A 21,278-nucleotide genomic window follows, 5' to 3' on the forward strand; every position below is an offset into this window, starting at 1 on the left:
TTGGAGCAATTTGAGGAGCTTGTTTTTTAATTCCATTTGTTTCTCCTAGTTTTCCATTCATTCCAAAACTCTAAATATGCATTTCTGTCAAATTCATCTTCAGGAATTTTCTTCTCGCCACTTTCAACATAAAATTGTTCAACTTTATCTACAAATTTTATTACTTGTGTTTTATAAAAATCAAATTCAACTAGAGTTTCTTTTCCAGTTTCTGTTTTGAATTTTACATTTCCATTTTCGTGAATAACTTCCCAATCTATTCCTTTCGAGCAACCACCGACATAAACTTCTTCCATTTCGTTATTAAAGACAAAAAAATGTCCGCAACAAGGAATTAAATGTTCACCAACTTGGTTTTCCTTCGTGTGATTTCTATCTAAAGTTCTCAGTAAGAATAGGGCAGTTGCGCTAATTGTCCAATCTTCGTCATCTTTGATTCCAGCAATTAATTCATCGCCAATTTCAACTTTTACTTTTCCGTGTGCACATAAATCTGCTTGAATGTCTTCTTTAAAAAGCCAATGAATTTCTGTAATTTCTATTGAAAATTTATTCACACTTATTATAATTTTTGTTCTAATAATTCCGACTCGTCGAAAGTTGATGTATAATGTTCTGCGGCTTGATCTCATTGGCATTGAATCAATACCAAGCTATCACAAATATAACAAAACTTTAAATTAAAAACCTTTCCATTTCTGATAAATCCCGAGCCTCGCCATTTCTTGAAACGGCTGTTTGTAGATGTTTTTTAATTATCGAACTTTTTCTCTTGAAGAGTAGGCAAAGTCAAAACCTTCGCATTTTTTATTTTGTTTGACATGTACAAGAGTATCATTTTTTATATAAAACTTTTCATTTACAAACATTTCATAACTGTCTTCAGAATTTGGTTTACAATTTTTAATTGACGATTCTGGAGGATACTTTCGCATTTCTTCAATAGTACTGCATAAAGCTCCATAATCACTTAGATAAATACACTCTTTTGGTTTAAAACTATTTAAAATAATTGTATCATTCTTTAGATTCCAATTTCCTTCACTCCAGGATCCAGAAGTACAAGCACCAAGAACATATTTAAAAGTTTTATTTTGCTTTATTTCTAATCTTTCAGACATTGGTATCATTCTCACAGTATCAAACCATGTTTTTACAAACTTAAGACTTTCATCTTTTTGTGGTTGCTCTATCTCTGTTTTTTTACAACTTGAAAACAAAAATAAAACTGATACTATTGAATATAGTGAGTATTTCATATTTAAAATTATTGCTCAATAAATGTTTGTTAACTTATATATAGAAGTATGTTTATAATGTAAATACATAAAATTGATTATAATCGTCAGCAAGCATTCGTAAATACATCAAAAAGCTACACCATCTTTTTACCTTCAATAATCACGCTATCAATTAAATCGGTTCCGAAGCAATAGGGTAGTTGGTAGAATGAGGTAACTTCTTTACTTATAATGATGTTGGCTTTTTTACCTAAAGTGATACTTCCGTGAGTTTTTTCTAATCCCATGGCATAAGCGCCGTTTATTGTGGCTGCATTTATGGCTTCTTCTGGTGTCATTTTCATTTTGATGCAAGCTGTAGCAACTACAAAATTCATATTACCTGATGGTGTAGTTCCAGGATTGAAATCGGTGGCTAAAGCTAAAGGCAAACCTGCGTTCAACATTTGGCGTGCTGGTGTGTAAGGAATGCTAATAAAATAGGAGCAAGAAGGCAAAGCTACTGGCATGGTTTCGGTATTTTTTAGAACTTCAATATCTTCGTCGGTAACTACTTCAAGATGATCTACCGAAAGTGCGTTGTGTTTTACGCAAGCTGCAATTCCGTTAATAGCGTTGAATTGGTTGACGTGTATTTTGGAACGCAATTCGTATTTTTTTCCAGCTTCCATGATTCTTTCGGTTTCTTCTACAGAGAAATACCCAGTTTCGCAGAAAGCATCGATATAATCGGCTAGATTTTCTTGTGCGATTTTTGGAAGCATTTCGTTAACAATCAAATCGATATAGCCAGAATGGTTTTCTTTGTATTCAACAGGAAACGCATGTGCGCCAAGAAAAGAAGCTTTTATGGCAATAGGATAATTTTGAGCAAGTTTCTTAATCACACGAAGCATTTTGATTTCGCCATCAACAGTCAAACCGTAACCCGATTTGATTTCGACTGCTCCAGTTCCTTGTTTCATGACTTCTTCAAGACGAGCTTTCGATTGGTTGTAAAGTTCTTCTTCTGAAGTTTCGTTTAGTTTTTTGGCTGAGTTTAAGATGCCACCACCACGATTGGCTATTTCCTCATAACTCAATCCGTTGATTCTATCTACAAATTCTTGAATACGATTGCCAGCATAAACAATATGTGTATGACTGTCACACCAAGCCGGAAGCACTACTTTTCCGGTAGCGTCAATAGTTTCATCAGCATTAATCTTTGGGCAATTTTCCATTAAACCAAAGTCGGCAATTAGGTCGTTTTCTATTAATAAATAAGCGTTTTTTATAGAAGGTAGAATAGCCATTTCGTTGCCAGAAACTTTTCTAATAGATGCGTCTCTAATTTGAAGTAACTCTTGAATGTTGGTGATTAGTGTTGTCATGAAACTAAATTTCCGTAAAATTACTTTTTAAATAATAATAATTTCTAAATTTAGACAAAATTTGAATTCGTGAGAAAAATTAAATACAAAAAAGGAAGAAAAGTACAACCTAGTTTTTTTGACTATACTGGAGTTCACAAGCAAATAAAAACAGAATTGCAATTGTTTGTTTATGATACGCATGATCTTACTGAATGTGAAGAATTGAACGTTCATGAAATAGGCTCAAATGTAGATTTGAATAAAGTAAATTGGCTTAATGTTCATGGGTTAAATAATATTGAAGTTATAAAATCAGTTGGAGACTATTTGAAAGTAGACAATTTTATGCTTGGTGATATTTTAAACACTACAAAACGAACCAAATTGGACGAATATCACGATGTGTTGTTTTTTAATATTAAATCGTTGTTGCCAGTTGAAAACTCTGATAATATTAATGTGGAGCAAATTAGTTTTCTTTTAAAAAATGGTATTTTAGTTTCTTTTCAAGAGAAACGTAGTGATTTTTTTACTCATATTCGCGAACGTATTCGAACGCATTCTGGAATTGTACGTGAGAAAAAAGCAGACTATTTACTTTATTTATTATTAGATGCTGTGATGGAAAATTTCTACATTACAATAGAAAATGAAGAAGACAGAGTAGAAGAACTGATTAATGTTTCTAAAACAAGTACAAGCCCAGAAATTTTAATTCAAATTGAAAAGCATAGAGACAACTTTAATTTTCTAAAACGTTCAATTATTCCTTTAAGGGATTCTTTGTATTCTATAAAAAGTATGAAAGACGACAATGTTTTTAATAGTATAGAATTAGAAAATTATAGTTTCTTTGATCGTTTGCATCAAAAGTGTTTAGAGCTTTTAGAACAAATTGAATATGATTCAGCTTCATTAGATAGTGCTTCTAACTTTTATTTTTCAACTCAAAATCATAAGTTGAATGAAGTAATGAAAACGTTAACTGTGGTTTCGGTGTTTTTTATGCCTCTAACTTTTATAGTTGGAGTTTATGGAATGAACTTTGACAACATGCCTGAATTGCATTGGGAATATGGTTATTTTATCATTCTTGGATTCATGTTGTTATTGCTTTTGGGAATGATTTATTATTTCAAAAAGAAGAAATGGTATTGATTGTTAAAAAAGGTGTTAATAATTTATATTGATTTATTGGTCAATTTAAAATTATGAATTACCTTTGACGAGTATATACACAAATTCCGGAATAAATATGTTTACTTTACAACAGTATTTAGGTTTTTTACTTTTCTTAACCATTTTAACTATTGGTTTTTGGTTAATGATTTTCTTAATTCACTTCGTATTCTATTGGATATTTGGTGCAACAAGAGAATTGTTGAAAGAAAGAAAAGCTAAAAGAGAATTAGAGCAAGCTTAATTAGTTTGTTTTAAATAAAAAAGTCCCAAGTAATTGGGACTTTTTTTATGCAGTTTGTTATTATTATCCTGGAAAATCTCCACCACCTTCGTCTTGATTTCTCTTTGGTTGTCTCTCTTTTTCGTTTTTAGATTTGTTGAAACGGTAAGTAAATGAAAGAGTAATTTGTCTTTCTCTCCATTGCATTTCAGCATAAGAATTGATTAAATTAGGAATATTAGTTTCCATAATTCTTTTTCTTGAATTAAAAACGTCACTTACATTTAATGAAAGTGTTCCTTTGTCTTTAAGTACATCTTTACTGAAAGCTAAGTTCATTGCGAAAACACCTAAGCTTTTTCCTTGTGCATTATTTTGTGGAGCATTATAAGTTGCATTAGTTTGCCAATCAATCTTTTTAGGTAACGTTACTTTAGATGTTAGTCTTGCAGTCCAAGAGGTTGCAACGTTATCAAAATTTTGTGTTACTTCATTGTTTAAGAAATTAGTGTAAGTATAATTACCTTGTGTTTCTACTCTATATAGATTAAAGTTACTATTCAATTTCCACCATTTGTAAGGAGTATAATTTAAAGTAAATTCAAAACCTGCTCTATATTCTGTAGCAAGGTTGATTGGAGAACTTAAAACAACAGGTATAACCGAATCAGCAGCACCATTTTGTGTTATTATAACTCCATTAACAATAACGTCCGCACCGTCATTAACACCTATTACAAAAGCTCCAGATTCTCTTCTAGCAAATTGAAATGCATCAGTTGTTTTATTTACATACAATGAAGTATTTAATGTGAATTTATCCCAACTTTTTAAGAATCCTAAATCAATAGCATCAGTCATTGCTGGATCTAAATCAGGATTTCCTTGAAATATATTAATATTACTTGAGTAGTTACTAAAAGGATTGATTTGTCTACCTCTAGGTCTTTGAATTCTTCTACTATAGCTTATAGAAGCATTTGTTTTATCTGATATTTCATAAGTAAAGAAAGCACTTGGAAAGAAATTATCGTATTTTTTTGTATTGAAATCACTTGTTGTAATTTGGTTGATATCAATTTTAGAATCTTCCCAACGCATGCCTAATAAAACAGACAATTTTTTTACTTTAAATCCGTATTGTGAATAAAGAGCATTTACTTTTTCTTTGTAAACTAAATTGTTTGTGAAAAGAGTATTTACAACACCTTCATTAAAAACAGTTACATCAGTATCTTGTTCAGAAAAATCGCCACGATATCCAGCTTCAAGTTGCATTGATTTACCTAATGGCAAAACATAATCTGCTTGAATTAAATTACGACTCTGTTTTTGAATATTAACTGTTGCATCAGTACCATCTTGACTATCTATTATGGTTGCAATATTGTCATCATTGTTTTTAGAAAACTGAGTGTCAATAGTCAATTTATGACCATCTTTTTTGAATTTTTTCAATAAATTAGATGAAAAATCAATGTTCTCACTTTTACCATCTTCATAGTTAATACGTGTTTGAAGGTTATTCAAACTCGAATTTGTATATTGTCTATCAAAGAAAACATTGTCTTGATTATCGCCAGATGTTTTACGATAGTTTACAGTGTTAGTCCAAGTTGTATTTTTATCTAAAAACCATTCAGCGCCAAAGTTTCCGTTGTAACCTTTATTTATTCTATCATTGTCTCTAGTTTCATTGATAAAATTAGGAGAAGATGCTCCAACATTCAAGTAATTGGTTTCCACTAAAGAGTTACCTGGATTGTTTCTGTAGTTGTAACCTTGTGTAGTAAACAAATTAAATTCATTTGTTTTATAATTCAAATTTCCACTTAATCCATGATTATCTGGATAACCAGTGGTTGCGATTATTACACCATTTAGTCCATTAGTTTTACCTTTTTTCAGGATGATGTTTAATAATCCACCACCACCTTCAGCGTCATATCTTGCTGATGGATTAGTAATAACTTCAACTTTATCAATAGCATCAGCTGGAATCATACGTAAAGCATCATTGATATTGATTGCATTAGAAGGTTTTCCGTCGATTAAAATTCTAACATTTTCGTTTCCTCTTAAACTCACATTACCTTCAACACTAACAGCAACCGAAGGAATATTATCTAAGACATCACTTACAGTTCCTCCTTTTACCATTAAATCGTTACCAACGTTATAAACTTTTTTGTCAAGTTTGATTTCGACTGTAGTTTTTTCAGAACGAATTACAACTTCATCTAGTTTTGTAGCTTCATCTTCAAGGGAAATAGTTCCTAAATTGGTGTTTTCTTTAATTACTTTTCCTTTTATTTCAATAGGTTTAAATGAGATGAACTCTACTTTTACATTGTAAGTTCCTGGAGAAGCATCAAAGCTAAAATCGCCTTTTGCATCGGTAATTCCACCAGCAGTAATCTTGTTTGTTGTAGTATTTACTAACGATATTGTAGAATACTCTAAAGGTTGACTACTTATTTTATCAACAACCTTTCCGGTTACTCTTACTTTTTTACCTTCAGGTTTTTGTTGCGAATAATTTAATAGAGTACTTAATAACAAAGCTAATGTTAAAAAGAATTTAATTTTTTTCATGATTTGATGTTTATATTTCACAGTTCTCATTTGACTGCAAAAATAAACTTTCGTTTAACCATCAAATCACAAAGGTTTGTTAAAAGTAAAATTGAATTAATCTAAATTATTTCTTTAACTTTTTCAAATGGTCTGGCAATAACAGCTTTGTTTCCATTTACAGCTATAGGTCGTTCCATTAAAATTGGAAAATCAACCATAGATTGAATGATTTCTTTATCTGATAAAGTCTTTCCTTTAAAATTTTCAATCCAAATAGATTCTTTGGTTCTAATTAATTCTATTGGTTTGATGTTTAGTTTTTTAATTATAACTTCTAATTCTTTGAAAGTTAATGGATTTTCAAGATATTTTATGATTTCAAATTCTTGCTTTGAATTTTCTATAAATGCTAAACATTCTCTCGATTTTCCACAACGTGGATTATGGTAAATTGTTATCATATTTTTTTCTGTAAATTAAATGAATATTGCAATAAATATAGTATTTTAGTAAAAAATAAATTTAACAGAATTATGTTTATAGAACAAGGCGTAAAGAAAGAAAATCCTTTTTGGAAATATATTGTAGGATCTATTTTAATCATTATAGCTTCAACTATTGGTCAAATACCTTTTGGTGTAGCCGTTTTAATGAAAACCATGAAATCTGGAACAATGCCAACCGATAGTGCTGGAATGTTACGTGTTTTGGAATCTAATTTGTCTTTATTTTTGATGATGCTTTCGTTTGTTTTTGCATTATTAGGCGTTTTTATCGTAATCAAATATTTTCATAAGCAAACCATTTTAGAAGTAACTACATCAAGAAGTAAAATAGATTGGGGTAGAGTGTTTTTCTCTTTTGGATTGTGGACTATTTTCACAATATCGAGTGTTTTGTTGACTTATTATTTAAGTCCTGAAGAAATGATTTGGAATTTCAAACCTATTCCATTTGCAATTCTAGTACTTATCGGAGTCATTTTGATACCAATTCAAACAAGTACTGAAGAATATGTGTTTAGAGGTTATTTGATGCAAGGATTTGCTAATCTTTCTAAAAACAAATGGTTTCCATTGCTAATGACTTCTGTAATTTTTGGAACCATGCATATTTTCAATCCAGAGATTGATAAAATGGGAAATATTGTTTTGGTTTATTACATCGGAACTGGTTTGTTTTTGGGAATAATAACACTAATGGATGAAGGAATGGAATTGGCTTTAGGATTTCATGCTGCGAATAACTTAGTGACTGCATTATTGGTTACTTCAGATTGGTCGGCTTTACAAACGAATTCCATATTTAAAGATGTTTCTGATCCTTCGGCTGGACTTGAAATTATTATTCCGGTTTTTGTGATTTTTCCTTTACTATTGCTTTTGTTTAGTAAAAAATACAAATGGTCCGATTGGAAAGAAAAATTGACTGGAGATATAAAATATAAAACAACAATTAACGAATTAAATAATGATTAATCCAACTTACGATAACGTTCATAATCATTTTAAATTAAATGGTTTCCATCTTAACAAAGAAGATTTGTGTCGTGTGGCTTATAGTTTTATTAAAGAAGGTGACGATTGGGAAAAACCTGTAGGAGATTTTCTTTTAGATTGGTTTGATGGAAAAACCTATATCGAAATGAAAACATCGGGTTCAACAGGAACGCCAAAAACCATTCGTGTTGATAAACAAGCCATGGTAAATTCTGCTTTAGCTACAGGAGATTTCTTTGGTTTGCATTCAGGAAATAGAGCTTTGCAATGCCTTCCAGTGAAATATGTTGCCGGAAAAATGATGTTGATTCGTTCGATAATTCTTGGATTAGATTTAGATTATGTTGCTCCAACTTCTCATCCAATGGAAAATTTGGATGATACTCATTATGATTTTGTAGCAATGGTTCCAATGCAAGCACAAAATTCGTTGAAAGAACTTAAAAATGTTAAAAAACTTATTGTTGGTGGTGCCAGAATTAGCAAAAAGTTAGAAAAAGATTTAATAAAACTACCAACGGAGGTTTATGAAACTTATGGAATGACTGAAACCATCACGCATATTGCGGCTAAAAAAGTTGGTGAGAAAGAGTTTACAGTTTTACCACATGTTACAATTACTTATGATGATAGAAATTGTTTGGTTATTCACGCACCACACATTATTGCAGAAGAAACTGTTGTTACTAATGATTTGGTAGAATTAGTAAACGAAAATCAGTTTTTGTTTTTAGGTAGGATTGACAATATTATCAATAGTGGTGGCGTAAAAATTATGCCTGAACAAGTAGAGAAAAAACTTGACGGAAAAATTGACAGAAGATTTTTTATAGCTTCAAAAGATGATGCTGAACTTGGTGAAAAAGTAGTTCTCGTTGTTGAAGGTGAATCGTTTGATATTGACAAAGCTATTTTTGAAGGTTTAGACAAATACGAACGTCCAAAAGAAATTGTTTTTGTTTCTAAATTCAAAGAAACAGAAAATGGTAAGATTTTGAGAAAAGAGAGTTTTAAGTAAAAAAAAAACGTAAATCAAATTTAAAGATTTACGTTTTTTTTATTTTATTTGAAAACATAGACAAAAAACTCATTATTCAAAACTTCAACTTCATCTAAAGATTTGATTTTGAATTTAGATTTTTTCCATTTGTTTGTTGGTTCGATTCTAATTTCTTTACCGTTTACTTTGATGTCAATTGGCATATTGAAATCAGTTACATCAGTTTTCCATTGAAATTCTAATTTCTTTTTGTTTAATTTCAATTCTAATGCAGGAATCTTTTTGTAACTCAAATATTGATTGAAGATAGGAGTAAGATTCATGCTACTTTCTTTATTGAAAAATGCAATAACCGTTGGAGTATCAATAATTTTATGACGATAGGTTTCAGAGTATTTCAGAATAATTTTCCACCACAATTCATCATTATTTATAACATGACGTAAGGTGTTTAAAAGCAAGGCACCTTTTGGATACATATCGCCTGAACCTTCATTGTTAACACAACAGGTTCCAATGATTGGTCTATCATTTCTAACATTACGTTGTAAACCTTTGGCGTACTTCATAGCTTTTTCATAGCCAAATTGACATTCTATAAAAACAATTTCGGTATATTGTGTAAAACCTTCGTGTATCCACATATCTGAAATATCTTTTGAAGTAATGCTGTTTCCAAACCATTCGTGACCACTTTCGTGGATAGTAATGTAGTCAAACAAAAGCCCAATTCCTGTCATCGACAAATCAGAACCCATATAACCTTTTAAATACTTATTTCCATAAGCTACAGCACTTTGATGTTCCATACCTAAATAAGGAGTTTCAACCAATTTATAACCATCTTCAGCAAATGGATATGTTCCAAATCGCAATTGAAAACAATCCATCATTGGTTTTACTTCTTCAAAGTGCTTTTTGGCGCGTTCTTCATTATCTTTCAATACATAATAATCTAAATCTAAACCATTGTGATTGTCGTGAATGTGAGCATAATCGGCAATATTTACAGTAATATCATAATTGTTTATCGGACTTTTAACTTCCCAATCCCATCGTGTATAGCCATTTTTTAAATCTTCACTTCCAATAAATCTTCCATTAGAAACATTCATCAAGCCATTTGGAACAGCTACTTTTATGGTCGAACCCAAATCAGGTTCATCCGTTTGCGAATCTTTTACAGGATACCATAAACTTGCTCCAGTGCCTTGAACAGCCACACCAACCCAATGCTTTCCTTGTTTGTCTTTTTTGAAAACAAATCCGCCGTCCCAAGGAGCATTTTTAGCAACTTTAGGTTTACCTGAATAATAAAAACGAATTTTTTCAGAAGAATTTGCAGTTAAACCACTTGGGAAATTAATAAAAACGGCATCAAATTCACGTTTGTATTCTAATTTTTTATTGTTGTGAATGATACTGTCGATTTGCATGTTTTCAAATAAATCTATTTGAATTTTTGAAGAATTCTCAACTACTTTAAATGCAATTTCATTGTAACCTACAATAGTTTTTTCGTCAGGATTTATTTTGATATTCAAATCATAACGTTGCACATCATAACAAGTTCTCTCTAGACGCAAACCACCTTGAAGTGAATCTCTACGCGTAAAGTTTTGAGAAAATACAGTTTGGAAGCCAATTAAAGTTAAACCAATGATAAAGATTTTTTTCATGATGATGTGATTTATAATTGATTAGTAGATGGTTTTAGGGATTTGTTACTTGATTAATTTTAATAATTTATTTAAAGAATGCATCAGCACTATTGCAAAGCAAAATCCAAAGAAAAACATAATAATAGAAAATAGAGCATTAGCAGTATATCGATAGTCATTTAAATTATAGAAATAATCAAACAACCAACTTAATTTAGGATTTCTATATCTATTACCGAAACCACCGTTATCTTCTATAATTAGCTCTTCAATTTTAATATAAAAGAAAATACTTGATGGAAAACCAACTAAAATGATAAAAATTACTTTTAGTATTTTTTTACTTATTTCATTCATCGGACTCTCATTACGGTTTAAAATATAAAATATTAAACTTGAATCACACCCAAATTAAATTTCTTCTCAATAGGCGAGTGGTTAGCTGCTTCAATTCCCATAGAAATCCATGTTCTAGTTTCTAATGGATCAATAATAGCGTCGGTCCACAATCTTGATGCAGCATAATAAGGAGAAACTTGTGCATCGTATCTTGCTTTGATTTTATCAAATAATTCTTGTTCTACTTTTTCGTCAACGGTTTCGCCTTTTGCTTTTAGTGATGATGCTTCAATTTGTGCTAAAACTTTTGCAGCTTGAGTTCCACCCATAACAGCTAATTCGGCACTTGGCCAAGCAAAAATTAATCTTGGGTCATATGCTTTACCGCACATAGCGTAATTTCCTGCACCATAAGAATTTCCTACTACAACAGTAAATTTTGGAACTACAGAATTTGAAACTGCGTTTACCATTTTTGCTCCATCTTTAATAATTCCGCCATGTTCTGATTTTGAACCAACCATAAAACCTGTAACGTCTTGAAGAAAAACTAATGGTATTTTTTTCTGATTACAATTGGCAATAAAACGAGTTGCTTTATCTGCCGAACTAGAATAAATTACACCTCCAAATTCAATTTCACCTTTTTTAGTTTTAGAAACCGTTCGTTGATTAGCTACAATTCCAACTGCCCAACCATCGATTCTTGCATAACAAGTAATGATAGATTTTCCGTAATCTTCTTTATACATATCCATTTCAGAATTATCAACCAATCGTTTGATAACTTCCATCATATCATATTGATCAGAACGAGATTTTGGAATAATTCCGTAAATATCTTCTTCTTTTAAGGCAGGTTTTTGAGGTTTTTCTCTGTTGAAACCAGCTTTATCATAATCACCAATTTTTCCAACGATGCTTTTTATTCTATCTAATGCATCTTTATCATCTTTGGCTTTATAATCGGTAACACCAGAAATTTCGCAATGCGTTGTTGCTCCACCAAGAGTTTCATTGTCAATGTTTTCACCAATAGCAGCTTTTACTAAATAACTTCCTGCTAGAAAAATACTTCCTGTTTTATCTACAATCATGGCTTCATCACTCATAATTGGAAGATAAGCACCACCAGCAACACAACTTCCCATAACAGCAGCAATTTGAGTAATTCCCATGCTTGACATAATAGCATTATTTCTAAAAATTCTACCAAAATGTTCTTTGTCAGGGAAAATTTCATCTTGCATTGGCAAATAAACTCCAGCAGAATCGACTAAATAGATAATAGGAAGACGATTTTCCATAGCAATTTCTTGCGCACGAAGGTTTTTCTTTCCAGTAATTGGAAACCATGCACCAGCTTTTACAGTCGCATCATTGGCAACAACAATACATTGTTTTCCTGAAATATATCCAATTTTCACTACAACGCCACCGGAAGGACAACCACCATGTTCGGCATACATTCCGTCTCCAACAAATGCTCCAATTTCAATGCTATTTGATTTATTATCAAGTAAATAATCGATACGTTCTCGTGCAGTCATTTTGCCTTCTGCATGAAGTTTTTCGATTCTTTTTTCACCACCACCAAGTTTAACTTTGGCAAATTTTTGCTTTAAATCAGATAATAAAAGTTTGTTATGATCTTCGTTTTTGTTGAAGTTTAAGTCCATAAAATTAGATGCTTGTTTTAGTTTTTGCTAAAATACGAAAACGTTTGAAATATTACTATTGTAAATCCTTGTTCGTGTTAAATTATTATTATAAAATGTTAAAATTAATAACTTCTATTTGTTGTTATGTTAACGATAATTTAACATAGCACTACTACTTTTGCGTCAAAATTATTAAATAGATATCCAAATGTCATTAAACAACATTTTTCAGTTTTTTGTTCCGAAAGATAAAAAGTTCTTTCCATTATTTGAACAAGCTTCGGCAAATTTAATTTTATTAGCAGAAACATTGCATGAAGCTGTTAATGCACCAAAAACAGAACGTGAAGATTATTATAAAAAAATTGAAGATTTAGAGGCAACGATTGAGGAGATAACTCACAAAACGCACTTAGAGTTGAGTAGAAATTTTATTACCCCATTCGACAGAGAAGACATCCATTCATTAATAAAAGCTATTGATAATGTAGCTGATTACATGCATGGTGCTGCAAGTAAAATGAGATTATATCAAGTTGAAAAAATCACTAAATCAATCAGAAAATTAACTGAAATTAATTTGGAAGCTTGTCAATTAATTGGTGTTGGAATCAAGGAATTGAAAGACATGAAAGACCATAAAGCGATAAAAGATACTTGCAAAAAGATAAACAAATTAGAAAGCAAAGCAGATTCAGTATTTGATAAAGCAGTAGCTGATATTTTTGAAAATGAGACTGATGCTAAAAACATCATAAAATACAAAGAAGTTTTATCTGCTTTAGAATCAGCTTCAGACAAATGTAAGAGTGTTTCTAATGTAATGGAGCAAATTTCAGTTAAACATTCATAAATAGTTAGCTAAAAAAATCACTTTTATGGATTTTACTCTATTAATAGTAATCATATTTCTAGCATTAGTATTTGATTACATCAATGGTTTTCACGATGCAGCAAACTCAATTGCTACGATCGTTGCAACTAAAGTATTGACTCCTTTTCAAGCGGTACTTTGGGCAGCTTTTTTCAACTTTTTGGCCTATTGGGTTTTCGGATTTGGTGTTGCTGATACCGTTGCAAAAACGGCTCATACAAGTAGTATTGATTTGATTACAATTTTAGCTGGTGTTATCGCTGCTATTATATGGAATTTATTGACTTGGTGGAAAGGAATTCCATCATCCTCTTCTCATACTTTAATTGGTGGTTTTGCAGGAGCAGCAATAGCTCACGGATTATCAAGTGTAACCGATCCTGAACATGCTGGATTTAAAATTGTAAACTGGTTTAAAGCGGCTAAAGAAGGCGAGTTAATGCCTTCTGGAGTTGTAATTGTAATTATTTTTATAGTTTTTGCTCCTTTATTAGGGATGATAATTTCCTATTTCATGTCAATTTGGTTAATGTATTCCTCTAAGAAAAACATTTATCCAAAGATTGTAACTGTTACTTTAATGATTTTAATGATTTGGTTTTTAACATCTGTAATGATATCTTATGAAGATATTAAAAAACCAAGATTTGATAGTCATTTTTGGAGTGTAGTTACAGAACCTCATAATATCAAATGGCTATTAGTAGCCTTCATATTTTTTAGTTTAGCAATTTTCAACTTGTTTTTTAGCAGACTTTCTACAGCTAAAGCTGAAGCAGTTTTAAAGAAAATGCAATTATTGTCATCAGCAGCATTTAGTTTAGGACATGGTGGAAATGACTCTCAAAAAGTAATGGGTATTATTGCAGCAGCTGTTGCTGTTTACATACGAATGAATCCAAACATGAATATGTCAGATGGTTGGCTAGATTTGAATGTAGTTTTACCTGATGAAGATAAAGGTATAAAATCAAATATGCCAGGATGGATTCCATTAACATGTTATACCGTTATTGCGTTAGGAACATTAAGTGGTGGATGGAAAATTGTTAAAACAATGGGCTCTAAAATTACAAAAGTAACTGCTTTTGAAGGCGTTGTAGCTGAATCTGCAGGAGCATTAACCTTGTTTACAACAGAGCATTTTAAAATTCCTGTTTCTACAACACATACTATTACCGGATCAATTATTGGAGTAGGAGTTACCAAAAGAGTTTCTGCAGTTCGTTGGGGTGTTACCGTTAAGTTGCTTTGGGCATGGGTTTTGACCATTCCTGTTTCAGCTGTTTTGGCTGCAATTGTATATTATTTATTAAAAATATTTATTTAATAAAATTATTATATTATAAAATAACTGTCTTCGGGCAGTTTTTTTTAAATCATTTTTTTCAATGTTAATTTAAAGTTGTGTCTATTTTTTTTCATAATCTTAAATTAAAAATTTTAAAACTATTACAAAATCAACTCATAACAACAACTTAACATAGACAACACAATTTTTTAGAAATGAAAAGAATAATCTTTATTGGAGTATTAATTTCAACAATTTTTACTCAAGCTCAGGTTACTATTGAGCAAACTAAACATGATAATGATATTAAATTATCTGCTTTACCTTATTATAGTTTTGGTAAAGGTGTTGGAATAACTTCACCTGATAGTTTGTACCAATTAAACATTCGTTTTAGAATGCAAAATAGAGTTACTTATCTTGAAAATGATGGTGAAAATGGTGCATATGATGGACAAATTCGTCGTTTGCGTTTACGACTTGATGGATATGTTGGAAATCCAAAATTTCTTTATGCAATTCAATTATCTTTTGCTCCAGGCGATGTTGGAGAAATTAGAGAAGGTGAGAATATCAATATTATTCGTGATGCTGTTGTTTTTTATCGTCCAAATAAACATTGGAATATAGGTTTTGGTCAAACAAAGTTACCAGGAAATAGACAGCGTGTGAATTCTTCAGGAGGTTTGCAGTTGACCGATAGAACCATTAATAATGCAAAATTTACTATCGATAGAGATTTTGGATTTCAAGTCCACAACATGAATGAATTTAAAGATAAGTTTTCTTATAATCTAAAAGCAGCTTTATCAACAGGTGAAGGTAGAAATGTTACTGGAAAAGCTGACGATGGAATTGCAGTTACTGGAAAGGTGGAGTTCTTTCCACTTGGAGCTTTTACCAAAGATGGGACTTATTTTGAAGGAGATGTTATCAGAGAAAAGAAACCAAAATTAATGATCTCTGGTGCTTTTCAGCAAAATAATCATGCTCGAAGAACTCAAGGCCAATTGGGTAATGATTTGTTTGAACAACGCACCATGAAATCTGTTTTATTGGATGCCATGTTCAAATACAATGGTTGGGCAGCCATGACAAGTTTTATGTCTAGAACTACTAACGACAATGCAATTACATATAATCCAGATGATTTAACAGAGTCAAATTATGTATTTGTTGGAAATGGATTTGATTATCAATTGAGTTATAATACTAGAAAGAACTACGAATTTATTGGAAGATATTCTATACAAAATGTTGGAAGTGACATTGAAACTCTTGCACCAAAAGTTAAAGAGTATTCTTTTGGTGTAACAAAATATATTTGGGAACACACGTTTAAACTTCAAGCAGAATTGAATTATGATACTTTAGAAAGTTTTAGTGGAGCTACTAAAAACAACTGGTATCTACGTTTTCAAGTAGAAATAGGAATCTAATAAAAATACAAAAGCCGATCTGGAGCGATCGGCTATTGTGGTGAGGTGTAACTTCCTTTCGGAATCCTCGATGCAAATATAAGTTGAAATTATGAATTATGAATTACGAATTGCAAATTATTTTAAAATTCGTAATTCGTAATTTTTAACTCATAATTATTCCTCTTTTTGTCCCATCATCATTAAGTAAGCTTTCAAAAATCCATCAATTTCGCCGTTCATTACGCCATCAACATCGCTAGTTTCTTTTCCAGTGCGAACGTCTTTGACCAATTTATAAGGTTGCATCACATAATTTCTAATTTGTGAACCCCATTCGATTTTCATTTTTCCGGCTTCAATATCTGCTCTTTGTGCTAATTGTTTTTTTAACTCAATTTCATATAATTGCGACTTCAACATTTGCATCGCGCGATTTCTATTGTCATGTTGCGAACGCGTTTCTGAACACTGAATTTGAATTCCGGTTGGCTTGTGAACTAATTGAACTTTAGTTTCAACTTTATTGACATTTTGTCCACCTGCGCCACTTGAACGTGCTGTTGTAATCTCAATATCCGCTGGATTAATTTCAATTTCTATAGTATCATCAACCAAAGGATAAACATAAACTGATGCAAAAGAAGTATGACGTTTGGCATTACTATCAAAAGGCGAAATTCGTACCAATCGATGCACACCATTTTCACCTTTTAAATATCCAAAAGCAAAATCACCTTCAATTTCTAGCGTCACGGTTTTAATTCCGGCAACATCACCTTCTTGAAAGTTTAATTCTTTTACTTTATACTTCTGTTTTTCAGCCCACATTAAATACATTCGCATTAACATGGAAGCCCAATCACAACTTTCAGTTCCGCCAGCACCAGCAGTAATTTGCAAGACAGCACTCAAATTATCACCTTCATCAGAAAGCATATTCCTGAATTCGATATCTTCCAATAAATTATTGGTTAATTCATATTGTGTATCTAGTTCTTCTTCAGTGGCATCACCTTCTTTATAAAAGTCATAAGTCATTTGAAGTTCTTCGGCAAGCGAATTTGCTTTTTCAAAATCTTCCACCCATTTTTTCTTAGAACGCAGGTTTCTTACAATCAATTCTGCTTCTTTGGCATTGTTCCAAAAGTCTGGCGCAAAGGTCTTTTCCTCTTCGTTGGTTATCTCGATAAGCTTGGCATCAATGTCAAAGATACCTCCTCAACGCACCAAGACGTTCTACAATACCTTTAATTTGTTCGGTATTTGTCATAAATAATGTAATTTTGTAAACGCAAATGTAATGCATCAGAAATTGATATGGAAATAAATTTAGTTAGTGACACTGTAACCAAACCTAGCAACGAAATGTTGCAGTTTATGTTTAACGCCAAAGTAGGTGATGATGTTTACAAGCAAGATCCAACAGTAAATGAATTAGAATCTGCTGTTGCTCAGTTATTTGGAATGGAAGCTGCTTTGTTTTTTCCAAGTGGAACTATGGCTAATCAAACAGCAATCAAACTTCATACGCAACCTGGCGAACAAGTAATTTGCGATAAATATTCTCATATTTATCATTATGAAGGCGGTGGAGCATCTTTTAATAGTGGTGTTTCTTGTTGTTTGGTTGATGGAAAACGAGGAATGATTACCGCTGATTTAGTAAAAAACGCCATAAATGATCCTGAATTTTATCACGCACCATTAACTTCTTTAGTTAGTATTGAAAATACTACAAATAAAGGTGGTGGCGCTTGTTATGATTTGGCTGAATTGAGAAAAATAAAGCAAGTTTGCACAGAGAATAATTTAAAATATCATTTGGATGGTGCTCGATTGTGGAATGCTATGGTGGCTAAAAAACAGCATCCAAAACAATTTGGTGAATTATTTGATACCATTTCAGTTTGTTTATCTAAAGGACTTGGCGCTCCAATTGGCTCCTTGTTACTAGGAACCAAAGCCGATATGAAACGTGCACTTCGTATTAGAAAAATATTTGGAGGAGGAATGCGACAATCTGGATATTTAGCTGCCGCCGGAATGTATGCTTTGCAACACAATATGCTTCGATTGGAAGATGATCATAGACGTGCTAAAGAATTAGGTGAATTATTGAGTAAACTTCCTTGGGTTGAAAAAGTAGAGCCAATTGAAACTAATATCTTAATTTTTTCAGTAAGACCATCATTGGAAGATAAATGGGTTATTGAAAAATTAAAACAAAAAAACATCCACATAAGTTCTATGGGACAAGGAAAACTTCGTATCGTAACCCATTTGGATTACAAAGAAGTGATGCATAGTTATGTAATGGAAGCACTTTCCAAAATGCAGTTTTAAAAATCCCAAATTCCAATCTTTAATTATCAAAAATTGGAATTTAGAATTTAATTTTTGGAATTTATTTAAACATATCCATTCCAGGAATATTTGGCATTCCATCTTTTGCTGCAGCACCTAACTCGGCTTCGTTAACGTTAGTCGCCTTTTCTATAGCTTTATTTAAAGTAAGAATCAAGTAATCTTCAAGTTGTTCTTTGTCTTGCAATAGGCTTTCATCAATTTCTATTGTCTTTATTTTTCTATTAGCAGTTAAAGTTACTTTTAACAAGCCGTCATTGCTTTGCTCGTCCACTAAAACAGTATCTAATCTTTTTTTAGTTTCTTCAATTTTTTGTTGGGTTTCTTTAAGTTTACCCATCATTCCCATGATATCTCCAAACATAATTTTAAGTCTTTAATTTCGCAAAATTAGGAATTTCATCTGAGCAAGTCAATATCATTTTATGTTAATATCAATGTCAATAACAATCTTAGCACTTAACATTTATTAAAGACTAGTTTGCAATACATTTGCTTTGAATTTTAATACAATTATGAGTACAGAAATACAACCGCCAATTGCTAAAATGATTCCTCATGAACTTGAAAAACATGGTCATGTTAGAATAGATAATTATTATTGGTTAAACGATAGAGAAAACCCTGAAGTTATTGATTATTTGAATAAAGAAAACGATTATTACAATCAATCAACAGCGCATACTAAAGAGTTTCAAAAAGATTTATTTGAAGAAATGAAAGCAAGAATTAAGGAAGATGATTCGTCGGTTCCTTATTTTTACAATGGCTATTATTACATTACTAGATTTGAAAAAGGTAAAGATTATCCAATTCATTCCCGAAAAAAAGGTTCACTTGATGCCAAAGAAGAAATAATGTTTGATTGCAACGAAATGGCAAAAGGACATTCGTATTTTAACTTAAATGGAATTAGTATAAGTGAAGATAATGAATGGGTTTCTTTTGGAGTTGATACCGTTTCTAGGCGTCAATATACCATTCAAATTAAGAATTTAGAAACTAACGAAATTCTTCCTCTCAAAATTGAAAATACTACTGGAGGCGCAACTTGGGCAAGTGATAATAAGACTTTGTTTTACTCAAGAAAAGATGAAGTAACACTTCGTCCTGATAGAATTTACAAACATAAATTAGGTTCAAATCCATCAGAAGATGTTGTAGTTTATTTCGAAAAAGACGACACTTTCAATGTTTCTATTTACAAATCGAAATCAAAAAAATACTTGATTATTTCTTCTGAAAGTACTTTAACTTCTGAATTTCAGATTCTTTTATCGGCAACACCTGATGAACAATTTAAAATCTTTCAAAAACGTACTCGTGAGTTAGAATATTCTATTTCACATTATGAAGATAGTTTTTATATCGTTACCAATAAAGATGATGCTACCAATTTTAAAGTGATGAAAACTCCTGAAGATAAAACTTCTAAAGAAAATTGGGTGGATTTGATTCCGCATAGAGAAGAGGTTTTATTGGAAGGCATTGATATTTTTAAAGATTATTTGGTGGTTTCAGAACGTTTTGATGGTTTGAATAAAATCAGAATTATGCCTTGGAGTGGAGAAGGAGAATACTATTTGCCTTTTGAACTTGAAACATACACAGCTTATACCACAACGAATATTGATTTTGATACAGAAATTCTTCGTTATGGTTATCAATCTATGGCAATTCCGTCATCGGTGATTGATTTTAACATGCGTACTAAAGAGAAAACTATCTTGAAAGAGCAAGAAGTTCTCGGAGGAAAATTTGATAAAAACAATTACATCGAAGAACGTATTTGGGCAACTGCTCAAGACGGAACCAAAATTCCAATGTCTATGGTTTATAGAAAAGGAATGATGTTGAATGGTAAAAATCCGTTTCTTTTGTATGCTTATGGTTCTTATGGAATGACAATGGAGCCTTATTTTTCAACAACGCGATTAAGTTTATTGGATAGAGGATTTATCTATGCCATAGCTCATGTTCGTGGTGGTGAAGACATGGGAAGGATGTGGTATGAAGATGGAAAATTATTAAAAAAGAAAAATACTTTTACCGATTTTATTGATTGTTCTAAACATGTAATTGCTGAAAAATATACTTCTGCCGAACATTTATATGCTGAAGGTGGTTCTGCTGGAGGATTATTAATGGGTGCGATTATCAACATGAATCCCGAATTATATAATGGTGTAATTGCTCAAGTGCCATTTGTTGATGTTGTAACAACGATGCTTGATGATACTATTCCATTAACAACAGGAGAATATGATGAATGGGGTAATCCAAATGTTAAAAAATATTACGATTATATGTTGTCTTATTCACCTTATGATAATGTAAAAGAGCAAGATTATCCAAATTTATATATTTCTACAGGATTGCATGATTCGCAGGTACAATATTGGGAACCAGCTAAATGGGTGGCTAAATTGAGAGTTTTAAAAACCAATTCTAAACAATTATTTATGGACACAAATATGGATGCAGGTCATGGAGGAGCATCGGGAAGATTTGAATCTCTTAAAGAAGTTGCCAAAGAATTCAGTTTTTTGTTAGATTTAGAAAAAATTAAAAATTAATTTATTAAATTTGCAAG

The 21,278-nt window shown here is 31.4% G+C and carries 19 protein-coding genes; 9 read left to right on the top strand and 10 right to left on the bottom strand.

The annotated features are described in order from the left end of the window. Positions 1 to 26: 26 nt before the first annotated feature. The 3 genes from ACYU7A_RS12560 to hutI all read right to left on the bottom strand — a co-directional run bounded on the left by ACYU7A_RS12560 (position 27) and on the right by hutI (position 2,614). Positions 27 to 557 (bottom strand): hypothetical protein, encoded by a 531-nt coding sequence (locus ACYU7A_RS12560; protein WP_460577052.1) that lies wholly within the window; start codon positions 555 to 557, stop codon positions 27 to 29. A gap of 198 nt (positions 558 to 755) precedes the next feature. Continuing rightward, a complete protein-coding gene (locus tag ACYU7A_RS12565) occupies positions 756 to 1,259 on the bottom strand; it encodes a hypothetical protein (protein WP_460577054.1) in 504 nt (167 codons plus the stop codon). Between the two features lie 116 nt (positions 1,260 to 1,375). Continuing rightward, positions 1,376 to 2,614, bottom strand: coding sequence for an imidazolonepropionase (gene hutI, locus ACYU7A_RS12570; RefSeq protein ID WP_460577056.1), 1,239 nt, complete (start codon positions 2,612 to 2,614; stop codon positions 1,376 to 1,378). Between the two features lie 69 nt (positions 2,615 to 2,683). Here hutI and corA point away from each other — a divergent pair, with 69 nt between their 5' ends. After that, a complete protein-coding gene (gene corA, locus ACYU7A_RS12575; protein ID WP_460577058.1) occupies positions 2,684 to 3,754 on the top strand; it encodes a magnesium/cobalt transporter CorA in 1,071 nt (356 codons plus the stop codon). Positions 3,755 to 3,851: 97 nt separating this feature from the next. Beyond that, positions 3,852 to 4,019 carry a hypothetical protein gene (locus ACYU7A_RS12580; protein ID WP_298303856.1) on the top strand — a complete coding sequence of 56 codons (168 nt, stop codon included), beginning with the start codon at positions 3,852 to 3,854 and terminating at the stop codon, positions 4,017 to 4,019. Between the two features lie 63 nt (positions 4,020 to 4,082). Here ACYU7A_RS12580 and ACYU7A_RS12585 read toward each other — a convergent pair whose 3' ends face one another. Both ACYU7A_RS12585 and arsC read right to left on the bottom strand, forming a co-directional pair. Beyond that, positions 4,083 to 6,593, bottom strand: coding sequence for a TonB-dependent receptor (locus ACYU7A_RS12585; protein WP_460577060.1), 2,511 nt, complete (start codon positions 6,591 to 6,593; stop codon positions 4,083 to 4,085). Positions 6,594 to 6,694: 101 nt separating this feature from the next. Next, positions 6,695 to 7,036, bottom strand: a complete 342-nt coding sequence (arsC, locus tag ACYU7A_RS12590; protein WP_460577064.1) for an arsenate reductase (glutaredoxin) — start codon at positions 7,034 to 7,036, stop codon at positions 6,695 to 6,697. 72 nt (positions 7,037 to 7,108) lie between these two features. Between arsC and ACYU7A_RS12595 the strand changes: the two genes are divergently transcribed. Together ACYU7A_RS12595 and ACYU7A_RS12600 are read left to right on the top strand one after the other, a co-directional pair. Beyond that, positions 7,109 to 8,053, top strand: a complete 945-nt coding sequence (locus ACYU7A_RS12595) for a lysostaphin resistance A-like protein (RefSeq protein WP_460577066.1) — start codon at positions 7,109 to 7,111, stop codon at positions 8,051 to 8,053. Further along, positions 8,046 to 9,092: an AMP-binding protein gene (locus ACYU7A_RS12600; RefSeq protein ID WP_460577068.1), complete on the top strand. Its 1,047-nt coding sequence runs from the start codon at positions 8,046 to 8,048 to the stop codon at positions 9,090 to 9,092. The genes ACYU7A_RS12595 and ACYU7A_RS12600 overlap by 8 nt, the downstream gene beginning before the upstream one ends. A gap of 44 nt (positions 9,093 to 9,136) precedes the next feature. Here the strand turns inward: ACYU7A_RS12600 and ACYU7A_RS12605 are convergent, their stop codons facing one another. The 3 genes from ACYU7A_RS12605 to ACYU7A_RS12615 are packed head-to-tail and all read right to left on the bottom strand — an operon-like array spanning position 9,137 to position 12,753. Continuing rightward, on the bottom strand, positions 9,137 to 10,753 hold the full coding sequence (locus ACYU7A_RS12605; RefSeq protein ID WP_460577070.1) for a M1 family metallopeptidase: 1,617 nt from the start codon (positions 10,751 to 10,753) through the stop codon (positions 9,137 to 9,139). 45 nt (positions 10,754 to 10,798) lie between these two features. After that, positions 10,799 to 11,092, bottom strand: a complete 294-nt coding sequence (locus tag ACYU7A_RS12610) for a hypothetical protein (protein ID WP_460577072.1) — start codon at positions 11,090 to 11,092, stop codon at positions 10,799 to 10,801. Positions 11,093 to 11,124: 32 nt separating this feature from the next. After that, positions 11,125 to 12,753: an acyl-CoA carboxylase subunit beta gene (locus ACYU7A_RS12615; protein ID WP_460577074.1), complete on the bottom strand. Its 1,629-nt coding sequence runs from the start codon at positions 12,751 to 12,753 to the stop codon at positions 11,125 to 11,127. A gap of 190 nt (positions 12,754 to 12,943) precedes the next feature. Here ACYU7A_RS12615 and ACYU7A_RS12620 point away from each other — a divergent pair, with 190 nt between their 5' ends. The 3 genes from ACYU7A_RS12620 (at position 12,944) to ACYU7A_RS12630 (ending at position 16,339) form a co-directional block, all read left to right on the top strand. Next, positions 12,944 to 13,588 carry a DUF47 domain-containing protein gene (locus ACYU7A_RS12620; protein ID WP_345094690.1) on the top strand — a complete coding sequence of 215 codons (645 nt, stop codon included), beginning with the start codon at positions 12,944 to 12,946 and terminating at the stop codon, positions 13,586 to 13,588. A gap of 25 nt (positions 13,589 to 13,613) precedes the next feature. After that, positions 13,614 to 14,939, top strand: a complete 1,326-nt coding sequence (locus ACYU7A_RS12625) for an inorganic phosphate transporter (RefSeq protein WP_345094688.1) — start codon at positions 13,614 to 13,616, stop codon at positions 14,937 to 14,939. 176 nt (positions 14,940 to 15,115) lie between these two features. Next, positions 15,116 to 16,339: a porin gene (locus ACYU7A_RS12630; RefSeq protein ID WP_460577077.1), complete on the top strand. Its 1,224-nt coding sequence runs from the start codon at positions 15,116 to 15,118 to the stop codon at positions 16,337 to 16,339. Positions 16,340 to 16,495: 156 nt separating this feature from the next. Here the strand turns inward: ACYU7A_RS12630 and prfB are convergent. After that, positions 16,496 to 17,591 (bottom strand): peptide chain release factor 2 gene (prfB, locus tag ACYU7A_RS12635; protein ID WP_460577079.1). Its coding sequence is split into 2 segments (ribosomal slippage): positions 16,496 to 17,527 and positions 17,529 to 17,591, totalling 1,095 coding nucleotides; the frame shifts between segments, so codons are not numbered across the junction. Positions 17,592 to 17,638: 47 nt separating this feature from the next. On the opposite strand from prfB, the gene ACYU7A_RS12640 reads away from it, so the two are divergent. Continuing rightward, complete coding sequence (locus ACYU7A_RS12640) at positions 17,639 to 18,664, top strand: threonine aldolase family protein (protein WP_460577081.1); 1,026 nt, start codon at positions 17,639 to 17,641, stop codon at positions 18,662 to 18,664. 61 nt (positions 18,665 to 18,725) lie between these two features. Here ACYU7A_RS12640 and ACYU7A_RS12645 read toward each other — a convergent pair whose 3' ends face one another. Further along, positions 18,726 to 19,049 (bottom strand): YbaB/EbfC family nucleoid-associated protein, encoded by a 324-nt coding sequence (locus ACYU7A_RS12645; protein WP_460577083.1) that lies wholly within the window; start codon positions 19,047 to 19,049, stop codon positions 18,726 to 18,728. 151 nt (positions 19,050 to 19,200) lie between these two features. Between ACYU7A_RS12645 and ACYU7A_RS12650 the strand changes: the two genes are divergently transcribed. After that, complete coding sequence (locus ACYU7A_RS12650) at positions 19,201 to 21,261, top strand: S9 family peptidase (protein ID WP_460577085.1); 2,061 nt, start codon at positions 19,201 to 19,203, stop codon at positions 21,259 to 21,261. Positions 21,262 to 21,278 lie beyond the last annotated feature (17 nt).

Source organism: Flavobacterium koreense (assembly GCF_054776075.1).

Bases quoted from the DNA above. Each gene is read 5' to 3' on its own strand.
- ACYU7A_RS12565 (WP_460577054.1), bottom strand. From the start codon at position 1,259: ATGAAATACTCACTATATTCAATAGTATCAGTTTTATTTTTGTTTTCA.
- hutI (WP_460577056.1), bottom strand. From the start codon at position 2,614: ATGACAACACTAATCACCAACATTCAAGAGTTACTTCAAATTAGAGAC.
- ACYU7A_RS12580 (WP_298303856.1), top strand. From the start codon at position 3,852: ATGTTTACTTTACAACAGTATTTAGGTTTTTTACTTTTCTTAACCATT.
- ACYU7A_RS12585 (WP_460577060.1), bottom strand. From the start codon at position 6,593: ATGAAAAAAATTAAATTCTTTTTAACATTAGCTTTGTTATTAAGTACT.
- arsC (WP_460577064.1), bottom strand. From the start codon at position 7,036: ATGATAACAATTTACCATAATCCACGTTGTGGAAAATCGAGAGAATGT.
- ACYU7A_RS12595 (WP_460577066.1), top strand. From the start codon at position 7,109: ATGTTTATAGAACAAGGCGTAAAGAAAGAAAATCCTTTTTGGAAATAT.
- ACYU7A_RS12600 (WP_460577068.1), top strand. From the start codon at position 8,046: ATGATTAATCCAACTTACGATAACGTTCATAATCATTTTAAATTAAAT.
- ACYU7A_RS12605 (WP_460577070.1), bottom strand. From the start codon at position 10,753: ATGAAAAAAATCTTTATCATTGGTTTAACTTTAATTGGCTTCCAAACT.
- ACYU7A_RS12610 (WP_460577072.1), bottom strand. From the start codon at position 11,092: ATGAATGAAATAAGTAAAAAAATACTAAAAGTAATTTTTATCATTTTA.
- ACYU7A_RS12615 (WP_460577074.1), bottom strand. From the start codon at position 12,753: ATGGACTTAAACTTCAACAAAAACGAAGATCATAACAAACTTTTATTA.
- ACYU7A_RS12620 (WP_345094690.1), top strand. From the start codon at position 12,944: ATGTCATTAAACAACATTTTTCAGTTTTTTGTTCCGAAAGATAAAAAG.
- ACYU7A_RS12625 (WP_345094688.1), top strand. From the start codon at position 13,614: ATGGATTTTACTCTATTAATAGTAATCATATTTCTAGCATTAGTATTT.
- ACYU7A_RS12630 (WP_460577077.1), top strand. From the start codon at position 15,116: ATGAAAAGAATAATCTTTATTGGAGTATTAATTTCAACAATTTTTACT.
- ACYU7A_RS12640 (WP_460577081.1), top strand. From the start codon at position 17,639: ATGGAAATAAATTTAGTTAGTGACACTGTAACCAAACCTAGCAACGAA.
- ACYU7A_RS12645 (WP_460577083.1), bottom strand. From the start codon at position 19,049: ATGTTTGGAGATATCATGGGAATGATGGGTAAACTTAAAGAAACCCAA.
- ACYU7A_RS12650 (WP_460577085.1), top strand. From the start codon at position 19,201: ATGAGTACAGAAATACAACCGCCAATTGCTAAAATGATTCCTCATGAA.